At 70.6% G+C, this 10,235-nt stretch carries 10 protein-coding genes; 9 read left to right on the top strand and 1 reads right to left on the bottom strand.

The window, feature by feature from the left end; genetic code table 11:
- Window positions 1–77 precede the first annotated feature (77 nt).
- From D1643_RS08295 to D1643_RS08285, 3 genes are all read left to right on the top strand, one after another.
- Window positions 78–893, top strand: coding sequence for a histidinol-phosphatase HisJ family protein (locus D1643_RS08295; protein WP_160710178.1), 816 nt, complete (start codon window positions 78–80; stop codon window positions 891–893).
- Between the two features lie 101 nt (window positions 894–994).
- Window positions 995–1,933 carry a Nif3-like dinuclear metal center hexameric protein gene (locus tag D1643_RS08290; RefSeq protein WP_160710177.1) on the top strand — a complete coding sequence of 313 codons (939 nt, stop codon included), beginning with the start codon at window positions 995–997 and terminating at the stop codon, window positions 1,931–1,933.
- A gap of 147 nt (window positions 1,934–2,080) precedes the next feature.
- On the top strand, window positions 2,081–2,800 hold the full coding sequence (locus tag D1643_RS08285; protein ID WP_160710176.1) for a zinc ribbon domain-containing protein: 720 nt from the start codon (window positions 2,081–2,083) through the stop codon (window positions 2,798–2,800).
- Between the two features lie 129 nt (window positions 2,801–2,929).
- Here the strand turns inward: D1643_RS08285 and rpmB are convergent, their stop codons facing one another.
- Window positions 2,930–3,121, bottom strand: a complete 192-nt coding sequence (gene rpmB / locus D1643_RS08280; protein ID WP_160710175.1) for a 50S ribosomal protein L28 — start codon at window positions 3,119–3,121, stop codon at window positions 2,930–2,932.
- Between the two features lie 234 nt (window positions 3,122–3,355).
- Here rpmB and D1643_RS08275 point away from each other — a divergent pair, with 234 nt between their 5' ends.
- The 6 genes from D1643_RS08275 to D1643_RS08250 all read left to right on the top strand — a co-directional run bounded on the left by D1643_RS08275 (window position 3,356) and on the right by D1643_RS08250 (window position 9,786).
- Window positions 3,356–3,703, top strand: a complete 348-nt coding sequence (locus D1643_RS08275; protein ID WP_160710174.1) for an Asp23/Gls24 family envelope stress response protein — start codon at window positions 3,356–3,358, stop codon at window positions 3,701–3,703.
- An 80-nt stretch (window positions 3,704–3,783) separates the two neighbouring features.
- Complete coding sequence (locus tag D1643_RS08270) at window positions 3,784–5,415, top strand: DAK2 domain-containing protein (RefSeq protein ID WP_160710173.1); 1,632 nt, start codon at window positions 3,784–3,786, stop codon at window positions 5,413–5,415.
- Between the two features lie 5 nt (window positions 5,416–5,420).
- The gene (locus D1643_RS08265; protein WP_160710172.1) at window positions 5,421–7,640 is read left to right on the top strand and encodes an ATP-dependent DNA helicase RecG; all 2,220 of its coding nucleotides are present in this window, start codon (window positions 5,421–5,423) and stop codon (window positions 7,638–7,640) included.
- 116 nt (window positions 7,641–7,756) lie between these two features.
- Complete coding sequence (rsmD, locus tag D1643_RS08260; protein ID WP_160710171.1) at window positions 7,757–8,338, top strand: 16S rRNA (guanine(966)-N(2))-methyltransferase RsmD; 582 nt, start codon at window positions 7,757–7,759, stop codon at window positions 8,336–8,338.
- A 35-nt stretch (window positions 8,339–8,373) separates the two neighbouring features.
- Window positions 8,374–8,853 carry a pantetheine-phosphate adenylyltransferase gene (coaD, locus tag D1643_RS08255; protein ID WP_160710170.1) on the top strand — a complete coding sequence of 160 codons (480 nt, stop codon included), beginning with the start codon at window positions 8,374–8,376 and terminating at the stop codon, window positions 8,851–8,853.
- 384 nt (window positions 8,854–9,237) lie between these two features.
- Entirely contained in the window at window positions 9,238–9,786 is a 549-nt protein-coding gene (locus D1643_RS08250) for an antitermination protein NusG (protein WP_160710169.1), read from the top strand.
- Window positions 9,787–10,235: the final 449 nt, after the last annotated feature.

The following is a 10,235-nucleotide window of genomic DNA, read 5'->3' as shown; positions in this document are numbered from 1 at the left end:
CCCGCCCCCGCGCCCGCCCGCCGCTGCGTCCGTCCCGCGACCCGCTCGCGCCCGCCCTGTCCCCGAAAGGAACCCCCTTGGAGCTCATCAACACCCACTGCCACTCGCGCTACTGCGGCCACGGCGCCGGCGAGGTGGCCGCCTACGCCGATGCCGCCGCGGCCGCCGGCCTGACCACCCTCGCCTTCACCGAGCACTTCCCGCTCTCGGATGCGTTCGATCCCGACGGCTACCTTTCCGTGCCGGCGGCCGACCTGCCTGCCTACCTGGCCGCCGTCGAGCAGGCGCGGCGCGACCATCCCGACATGGAGATCATCTGCGGCTGCGAGCTGGATTACCTGGCGGCCGACGAGGATCGCACGCTCTCCGCGGCCGACCTGGCGCCCTTCGAGCTCATTTTGGGCTCGGTGCACTTCGTGGACGCCTGGCCCTTCGACGACCCGGCCCAGCGCGGCGCCTGGGACGAGCCGGGGGCGCCTGACCGCATCTGGCGGCGCTACGCCGAGGTGTGGTGCCAGGCCGCGGCCGACCCGGCGCAGCCCTTCCACGTGATGAGCCACCCCGACCTGGCCAAGAAGTTCGGCTTCTACCCCTCCTTCGACCTTGCGCCGCTCTACGAGGCCATGGCCGAGGCCGCCGCGGCGGGCGGGCGGATGGTGGAGGTGAACACGTCGGGGTCGTACTACGCGTGCGCCGAGATGTTTCCTGCCCCGGCGCTGCTGGCCGCCTTCTGCCGCGCCGGCGTGCCCTGTACCGTGGGCTCCGACGCCCACGACCCGGCCAACGTGGCGCGCGACATCGAGCGCGGTTACGCCCTCATGGCCCAGGCCGGTTACCGGTGCGTAACGGTTCCCAGCAGGTCGGGCGACCGCCGCGAGATACCCCTCGCCTGACGCGACCGACCGGCGTATCCTTAAGGCGTGCGTGCGCGGGCCCGCCGCGCGTCCCGCGTCTTGCGGGCCCGCCAACATCCGAGACGAAGGGGCTGATCACCATGGCGCTTTTCAACCGCAGGGATAAGGATCCGAAGGCCGCCCGGCAGGCCGGGGGCGGAGCCGAGGCCCAGGCGCTGGCCGAGCGCCCGAGCGGCGAGCTGGCCCGCAAGGGCTTCTCGATGACCGTCGGCGCGCTCGAGGCGGCGCTGCTCAAGGAGTTCCCCGCCGAAGATGCCGAGTCATGGGACCGCACCGGCGTGCTCGTAGGCGAGCGGGCGCTTCCCGTGCGGAAGGTGGCCGTGGCGCTCGATCCCACGGTGGCCGCCATCCGCGAGGCCGCGCAGAACGGCGCGAACGTGCTCGTCACGCACCACCCGGCCTTCCTCGCCGCCCCCGACGCCTTCGCGCCGGAGCCGTCGGCGGCGCTCTGCCCCGGCGCGGGCGTATGGGCCGCCATCCAGGGCCAGGTGGCGCTCATGGACTTCCACACCGCCCTCGACGTGAGCCCGCGTGCCGCCCGCGTGCTGCCCGGCATGCTCGGCCTGACCTTCAAGGGCACCTTCGCCGAGCCGCTCGCGTCCTCGCGCAAGAAGGGCTACGGCCAGGTGTGCGAGGTGCGCGCGAACGACGCGCCCGAGACGCTCGGCCGCCTGGCAGCGCGCTGCACGTCGGTGTTCGGCCGCCAGCCGCGCGTCTGGGGCGACTTCGACGCGCCGGTGCGCACGGCGGTCACGGCCACGGGCTCGGCCGGGTCGCTCGGTCGCGCGTGCCTGGGGCTTGGCGCCGACGTGCTCGTCTGCGGTGAGGTCAAGTACCACGACGCGCTCGAGCTCTCGGCCGCCGGCCTTTCCGTGATCGAGCTCGGGCATGATGTGAGCGAGCTGCCGCTCGTGGCCGTCCTCGCCGAGGCCCTGCTGCGCGTCGGCGTGCCCGACGACCGCATCGTCGCCATCGACCAGTCCGCCAACTGGGCCTATCCCGAGGCCATCCGCATCTAGCATCCGCCCGTCGCCCCTGCGGGCTCGCCTGGCGAAAACATGGATTGCCGAAAAAACTCGCCCCCTCTCCCCGCGCGGAGGAGGGGGCGAGCATTATCATTGTCCTATCAACGTTTCGCAGCGCCCCTGAGAGAAGGGAAGGCATCCATGCAGGCTTCACGCGACGATCTGGCCGCTCTGCTCCAGCTTCAGCAGATCGACCTGGAGGTCATGCGCCAGACCAAGCAGCTCGAGGAGCTGCCCCAGCGAGCGACCATCCTGTCGGTGCGCCAGAAGCGCGAGACGGTGGAGGCCAAGCGCTCCCAGGTGGCGGCCCTGCGCAAGGAGGCGGTGCGCAAGCTCACGCGCATCACCGACGAGGACGCGTCGCTCGCCAAGAAGGAAGCCGGCGTCCAGGCCGCCATCGAGGCAGCCCACGGTGACTTCCGCAACGCCGAGGCGCGCACCAAGGAGCTGGCCGGCATCGCCAAGCGCCGCGCGTCCCTGGCGGACGACCACGACGCGGCTGCGGCGGAGCTGGCGAAGGTGGAGGGCCTTGAGGGCCAGATCGAGCGCATGGTCGCCGACCTCGCCGAGCAGGAGCAGGCCGCCGTCGAGTCCTTCCAGCGGGAGGGCGGCGCCCTCAAGAACGGCATCTCCCAGCTCCAGGCCCAGCGCTCCGCGACGGCCGGCGGGCTCGACCCTGAGGTGCTCGCGCTCTACGAGAAGGCGGCGGCGCGCTCCGGCGGCGTGGCCGTGGGACGCCTCGACGGCAACCGCTGCGGCGCCTGCCGCGCCTCCATCGACGGCGGCCGTCTCATCGACCTGAAGGCCCAGGCCCCGCTCGGCACCTGCCCGTCCTGCAAGCGCCTCCTCATCATCGCCTAGCGCCACCATACGGCGGGCGGGGCTCCCAGCCCCCGCCCGCTTTTTGTCCCCTAACGCAAAAAAGCCCGCAGATGCGGGCTCGTCTTGCGCGGCGCGTCCCGGAGGATGAGCCGCAGGCGGCAGGGAGCGCTAGGCGCGCTCGACCTTGCCGGCCTTCATGCAGGAGGTGCACACGTTGGCCTTGCGCACGTGCCCGCTCTTGTCCTTGATGGTGATCTTCTGCACGTTGGGGCGGAAGACGCGATTGGACACGCGGTGCGAGTGGCTGATGCTACGACCGGCGACGGGGTGCTTACCGCAAACTTCACAAACCTTGGACATGTCTATCAACTCCATTGTTACTTGGTTAACCCACAGGGGAAAATACAGCCCTCAAACTATAGCACAAGGAACAACTGCCACACAAGAAAAAATTATGGAATATGACCGAGCCGCTCAAGGGGCCGGAGCCTTGGCCCGCGGCCCATGCGCTATACTGCTCAGATGAGTTCGAGGCGGCCCCGCGCGCCGCCCGCAAGCAGGCCGCCCCGGCCGGCTGAGCCTGAAAGGAGCATCATGGACACAACTATCCCCGGTGAGCTCCACGTCGCCAACGACGTGCTGGCGGACATGGTCGGCAACGCGGCCATGGAGTGCTACGGCGTCGTCGGCATGACCGCGCCCAACGCGGCTGACGGCATCGCCAAGATCCTGCCTACGTCGCGCCTGCGCCGCGGGGTGGTGGTGGACGCCACGGAGGAGGGCATCCACGTCGAGCTCTACGTCGTCATAGAGTACGGCACCAACATCTCCACCGTGTCGCGCAACCTCATCGACCAGGTGAGCTTCGTGCTTTCTGAGTATGCTCGGGTTCCCCTGGCCGGCGTCGAGGTCCACGTGCAGGACGTCAAGGTCCGTCGCTAGCGTCGCGTCCGTTGCCCAGCGAGGGGCAGGCCGCGCGCCAAGGCCCTCGAATGCAGTCCCCCTAAGGAGAAACACCCGCCATGCCAACCGCCTTTACCTCTAACGACATCCAGAACGCCATCGCGGCCGCCAGCAAGGCGCTTTCGGCCCGCAAGGAGGAGATCAACCGTCTCAACGTGTTCCCCGTCCCCGACGGCGACACCGGCACCAACATGTCGTTGACCATCGAGAGCGTCGTGGGGAACCTCGCGCGCCTGCCCATCGGGGCCGACGGCGCCGAGATCCGCAAGGCCATCACCACCGGCGCGCTCATGGGCGCCCGCGGCAATTCCGGCGTCATCACCTCGCAGATCCTCCGCGGCCTGTGCGAGGGCACGGTCGGCTGGGAGGGACTCACCTCCGCGTCGCTGGCCACCGCCTTCGAGAAGGCCGTCGAGGTGGCCTTCCAGGCCGTGCGCAAGCCGGTCGAGGGCACCATCCTCACCGTCCTGCGCGACAGCGCCCAGGCGGCGGTGAACGCCTCCAAGCTGGGGCTTCCCACGCCTGAGGCGCTCGAGACCGTCGTGAGCGAGGCCTATGCCTCCGTCCAGCGCACCCCCGATCTGCTGCCCGTGCTCAAGGAGAACGGCGTGGTGGACGCGGGCGGCTTCGGCCTGGCCATCTTCTTCGACGCCTTCGCGAGCGCGCTCACCGGCAAGGAGGGCACCCTCGGCGACGAGCTGGCCTTTGCCCGCGGCGCCGCCCCCAAGGTGGAGATCGAGCAGATCAACGACTGGGAGGGCTCGGCCTTCCGCTACTGCAACGAGTTCCTGGTGGATTCTGACACGCTCGACACCGAGGAGGCGCTCGAGTTTCTGGCCACCATGGGCGACTGCGAGCTGTGCGTCGGCTCGGTGCCCAAGTTCAAGGTGCACGTCCACTCCAACACGCCGGACAAGGTGCTCGCCTACTTCCTCGAGCGCGGCCAGATCTCCGAGGTGTTCATCCACAACATGCAGCTCCAGAGCGAGGAGCGCACCGAGATGCTCGCCGCCGAGCAGCAGGCCGAGGCCAAGCCGCTCGGGTTCGTGGCCGTGGCCGCGGGCGAGGGCAACGCCGAGATCCTGCGCAGCCTGGGCGTGGACGTGGTCGTCTCCGGCGGCCAGACCATGAACCCCTCCACCAAGGACCTGCTGGACGCGGCTGACCAGGTGAACGCCGATGCCGTCATCCTGCTGCCGAACAACTCCAACATCATCATGGCCGCCCAGAGCGCCGCCGAGCTGTGCGAGCGCCCCTGCGCCGTGGTGCCCACCAAGAGCGTGCCGCAAGCCTTCGCGGCCTTGTTCGCCGTCGATCAGGACGCCTCGCTCGAGACCAACGTCGAGGAGATGACGGCCGCCTACGGCGACGTGCGCACCGGCGAGGTGACCACTGCCATCAAGGACTCCCATGACGCCGCGGGCAACCCTATCGCCGAGGGCGACGTCATCGGCATCTGCGACGGCTCCATCGACGCGGTGGGCTCGTCGGTTCCCGGCGTGGTGATGGACCTCTTGGCCGTCATGGAGGCGGAGGACGCCGACACCTGCACGCTCCTGGCCGGCGAGGATCTGTCCCAGGACGACTTGGAGGCGCTCATCGAGGCCATCGAGGAGGCCTACGAGGACCTGGAGGTGGACGCCCATCGCGGCGGGCAGCCCCTCTATCCGATCATCCTCTCGGTCGAGTAGCCCGCTTGGCCGCCGCCTCCCATAGCCGAAGCACGCACGAGGGCGCCCCTGCGGGGGCGCCTGATCGTCTGGCGGCCACGCTTGCCCTCGACGAGCCCGTCAGCCGGGTGCGCCTGGTGAGCCCCGCTCGCGCCAAGGCCCTCGAGAAGCTGGGCATCCGCACCGTCCGTGACCTGGTGACCCACTTCCCGCGGCGCTACGTGGACCTGTCGGCCGTGCGCACGGTGGCCGACGCGCGCATCGGCGAGTCGTGCACCATCCGCGGCACCGTCCACGAGATCAAGCTCAAGCGCCTGCGGCCCAACCTGCCGCTCGTGGAGCTGGCGCTCGTGGACGGCACGGGCACTCTCATGGTGACGTGCTTTCGCCAGCCGTGGCTCATGGATCAGGTGAAGGCGGGCGACGCGGTGGCCGTGGCCGGCAAGGTGGAGTTCGACTACGGCTTCAAGCGCATGACCAACCCCTACCTGGAGAAGGTGGGGGAGGGCCAGGCGGCGGCCATGATCATCCCCGTGCACCCGGCCACCGAGAAGCTCTCGCCGGCGTGGATGCGGCGGCTGGCGGAGAACGCGCTTGCCGCGGTGCGGGGGCTCTACGATCCGCTGCCCCTGGCCCTGCGCGAGAAGTACCGCCTGATGAGCCGCGGGTCGGCGCTCGCGTGCATCCACTTCCCCCAGGCCATGGCGGAGGTTGCCGAGGCCCGGCGGCGGCTCGCCTACGAGGAGCTGCTCGTGCTCGAGCTGTTCCTCATGCAGGAGGGGGCGCGCCGCAGCGCCGGGCGCAAGCCGGTGGCCCACGTGACCGACGGCGCGCACCAGGCGGCGCTTGCCGCAGCGCTGCCCTTCGCCCTCACTGGCGAGCAGGAGCAGGCGCGCCGCGACCTCATGGCCGTCATGGGGGCGCCGCGCACCGCCAACCACATGATCTTGGGCGACGTGGGCACCGGCAAGACCGCCGTGGCCGCCTTCGCCCTGGCCGCCGCGGCCGACACGGGCGGGCAGGCCCTGCTCATGGCGCCCACCGAGGTGCTGGCCACCCAGCACGGGCGCAGCCTGGGCCCGCTTCTGGAGGCCGCCGGCGTCACCTACGAGGTGCTCACCGGCTCCACGCCCGCCGCCGAGCGCGCGGCTGTTCTCGAGCGTGTGGCTGCCGGCACGGTGGACGTGCTCATCGGCACCCACGCCCTGCTGGAGGACGACGTGGCCCCGCGCAGTCTCACGCTCGTGGTCATCGACGAGCAGCAGCGCTTCGGCGTGGATCAGCGGGCGCGCCTGCTGGCCAAGGGCGAGGCGCCCGACGCCGTGTACCTGACGGCCACGCCCATCCCGCGCACGCTGGCGCTCGCGCTGTTCGGCAGCCTCACGCTGTCCTACCTCCGCGAGAAGCCCCATGCCGGGGCCGCGCGGACCACCCACGTGGTGACCAAGCAGGACCGCGGGCGCGCCTACGACGCGGCGCGGGAGGCGCTTTCCCGAGGCGAGCAGGTCTACGTGGTGTGTCCCCTCATCGGCAAGGACACCGCCGAGCGCGACGCCAAGGCCGCGGCCGATCGCGACGAGGAGGGCGCGGCGGCGCACCCGGTGGTGAGCATCGAGTCCGAGGCTGACCTGGCCGGAGACGACGTGGCCGCCGCCACCCGCGAGGCGGCCATGCTCCAGTCGTCCACCTTCGTCGACACCGAGGTGGCGCTCCTTCACGGCGGCATGGCCGCAGCGGAGAAGAAGCAGGTCATGGAGCGGTTCCGCGCAGGCGAGATAGGGGTGCTCGTGGCTACGACCGTCATCGAGGTGGGCGTGGACGTGCCCAATGCCACGGTGATGATCATCGAGGACGCCGACCGCTTCGGCCTCTCGCAGCTCCACCAGCTGCGCGGGCGCGTGGGTCGCGGCGAGAAGCCGGCCGAGGTGTTTCTGGTGTCCGCGTCCAAGCAGGAGGCGGCGCTCCAGCGCCTGGCGGCCATGGAGACCACCGACGACGGCTTCGAGCTGGCGTCGTTCGACCTGTCGCTGCGCCGTGAGGGCGACATCCTCGGCAACCGCCAGCACGGCGCCTCGGGACTCAAGCTCGTGAACGTGGTGCGTGACGGACGCATCATCGAGGCGGCCCACGGTGACGCGGCGGCGCTGCTCGAGGAGGACCCGGCTCTCGAGGCTCCCGAGCACCGGGCGCTCGCCCGCGAGGTGCGCCTGCTGGCCGCGCGGTCCGACGTGCCGTCGGGCGGGTAGGCGGAGGAGGGAAGGGCGCACGCGCGCTAGCAGGGAGCGCGGGTCTGGCGCATGGCCGCGCAGCCTCCGAGCGCAGCCGTGCTCCAGGCCCCGCGACCGGACAAGGAAGGAAGACCATGCGGATCATCGCAGGTGAGCATAGGGGGCGCGTGCTGAAGGCGCCCAAGGGGGACGGCACGCGCCCCACCACCGACCGCGTGCGCGAGTCGCTCATGTCCATGCTCGCGAGCGCGCGGGGCGGCTTCGAGGGCGCCGTGGTGCTCGACGCCTTCGCCGGCTCGGGCGCGCTGGCCTTGGAGGCGCTCTCGCGCGGGGCCGACCGTGCCTGCCTGGTGGAGCGCGACGGGGCGGCGGCCAAGGTGGTCGAGGCCAACGCGCGGCTGCTCGGCTATGGCCCCGACCGCGCCCGCGTGCGCCGCGCCGACGTGCTGAAGGCGGCGGTGCCGTCTGTGGGGACGCCCTATGATCTGGTGTTTCTTGATCCGCCCTATGCCGTGGAGGCTGCCGAGGTGCTGGCCTTCGTGGCGCGTCTCGATGCCGCGGGGCTGCTCGCGTCCGACGTCATCGTCTCCTATGAGCACGACGCTGCGGCGAGCGCTGCCGTCGATGAGCTGACGGGGGCGGCACCCTTCGCTGTTGCCACGCGCCGCGCCTGGGGCGATACCGTTATCGACCTGCTGCGACGCCAGCCCGACTAGCGCTGATGCGCCCTGATCCGTTTGAGAGGAATCCCATGAGACGCGCCCTGACCCCCGGCACCTTCGACCCTATCACCGCCGGCCACCTCGACGTCATCACCCGTGCCGCCCAGATCATGGACGAGGTAGTGGTGGCGGTGGCGGCTTCTGCCAAGAAACGGCCGCTGTTCACGCTCGAGGAGCGCGTGGCGCTTGCGCGTGAGGCCACGGCGCATCTGCCTAACGTGCGGGTGGAGCCCTTCGACTGCCTGCTCATCGACTTCGCGCGCCAGCTGGATGCGCGCGTGGTGGTGAAGGGCTTGCGCGCCATCACCGACTTTGAGTACGAGTTCCAGCAGACGGCGCTCAACTACCAGCTCGACAGCGACCTGGAGACTATCTTCATCATGTCGCCGCCGGAGTACATGTACCTGTCGTCATCGGTGGTACGCGAGATAGCCAGCTTCCACGGCGATCTCACGCAGTTCGTCCCCGACTGCGTGCGCCAGGCGCTCGAGGAGAAGTTCGGGGATTAGCCCGATCCTCCGCTTACCGAAAAACCTCGCGGTAAGTTATGGAGAGTTGTACCGATAATCAGTCAGTGGTGAACGCCCCCTGGCGCCCCGGCGGCGCTGTGCTACTATGTTCAATTGAACTACAACGTTCCCTTACCGCAGGTGAGGACGTGATTCATCGAAGGAAACGAGGACGAACGGCCGTGAGCCAGTCGACGCTGACATACCGCACGGAAACTCGCGGGGGGGGGGCAGCCACTTCATGGTAGCCCGCGCAGCCGCCGCGTAGCCGCCCGCGCGGCGCGCCTCGGCGCCAGCCACCCGCGCATCGTCGCGCCCGCGTTCCTCGACCTTCCCAGCACCCAACCGAATACCGCAGCCGACACGCCCCTGGCGCGTTATGTCGTGCAGGTCGTTCCGTCCCGCGAGGACGCGGCGGCCCGCCGCGTCATGGCTCTGGGCGGCGATGCCGTGCGGGCGTGCTTCCCCCTGCGTCGCCAGATGCCGCGCAAGACGGCGGGGGAATGGGGAATTGCCACTGACCTGCTGTTTCCCGGCTACCTCTTCCTCGCCTCCGACGATCCGGAGGCGGTGGCGCATGTCCTGCGTCGCTCTACCCAGCCCGATCTGATGCTGTCCGCGGACGGCGCCTTGGCAGCCCTCACCGACGCTGAGGCGGCACTCGTGCACGCCCTCGGCGGCGCAGAGGGCGTGGTGCGCGTGTCGCGCGGCGCCATCGAGGGCGGGCGGCTTGCGGTGGCGTCAGGCCCGCTCGCGGGGCTGGAGGGGCTCGTCTGCCATGTGGATCGTCATCGCCGTGCGGCCTGGCTCGATCCGTCGCGGGCCGACGAGGTGCTGCTCGGGCGCGCTCCCGGCGTGGCGGCCGGAACGCTCGCGCTGCCGGCGGATGCCCGCGGGCTCAAGGTTGGCCTGGAGGTGGTCTCCAAGAGCTGACCGACCGTAGGAGCCCTCCGCAGCTTGTTGCGGAGAGCCCGAGCGAACGGCGCGTCGGTTCCGATCCGCCGCTCACCCGCTCGAGTTCTTCGCAGGAAACTGCACAGCATATCCCGTCGTGTAAGGCGAGGCCGCGTTCGGCGTCTCGTATAAGCGCGGGAGGGGAATAAGCGAAGCCGCGACCAGGGCCTTCGGGCTCTGGATGGCGAAGCCGTGCCGCTGCCCAGCCGGGTAGTGCGCGGTGCGGCCCTTAGGTCGCCGCGAGGCGCCGAGGGCGAAGCCATGCGCAGGATCGGCCTGGTCGCCCGTGGGCGTCGGTCGGTCGCGCGCACGCGGCTGCGGAAGACGGCCCGAGGGGGCCGGCGGCGAAGCCATGCCCGGGCTCGCCGGGTGCTGGCGCGCCTGGCGAGTTGCGGGGGCGCTGCGGCGGGGCGGCCCCTGCGGGGGCC

The organism is Enterorhabdus sp. P55 (assembly GCF_009911695.1).
In the GTDB taxonomy this organism is placed as follows: Bacteria; Actinomycetota; Coriobacteriia; order Coriobacteriales; family Eggerthellaceae; genus Enterorhabdus.
The sequence above is the reverse complement of the archived record's forward strand: the minus strand, read 5'-3'. Positions and strand labels throughout refer to the sequence as shown.

What these genes read in the sequence shown, in the direction of transcription:
- D1643_RS08285 (WP_160710176.1), top strand. Translation starts at nt 2,081, where the DNA reads ATGCAGGCTTCACGCGACGATCTGGCCGCTCTGCTCCAGCTTCAGCAG.
- coaD (WP_160710170.1), top strand. Translation starts at nt 8,374, where the DNA reads ATGAGACGCGCCCTGACCCCCGGCACCTTCGACCCTATCACCGCCGGC.
- D1643_RS08275 (WP_160710174.1), top strand. Translation starts at nt 3,356, where the DNA reads ATGGACACAACTATCCCCGGTGAGCTCCACGTCGCCAACGACGTGCTG.
- rsmD (WP_160710171.1), top strand. Translation starts at nt 7,757, where the DNA reads ATGCGGATCATCGCAGGTGAGCATAGGGGGCGCGTGCTGAAGGCGCCC.
- D1643_RS08270 (WP_160710173.1), top strand. Translation starts at nt 3,784, where the DNA reads ATGCCAACCGCCTTTACCTCTAACGACATCCAGAACGCCATCGCGGCC.
- D1643_RS08290 (WP_160710177.1), top strand. Translation starts at nt 995, where the DNA reads ATGGCGCTTTTCAACCGCAGGGATAAGGATCCGAAGGCCGCCCGGCAG.
- rpmB (WP_160710175.1), bottom strand. Translation starts at nt 3,121, where the DNA reads ATGTCCAAGGTTTGTGAAGTTTGCGGTAAGCACCCCGTCGCCGGTCGT.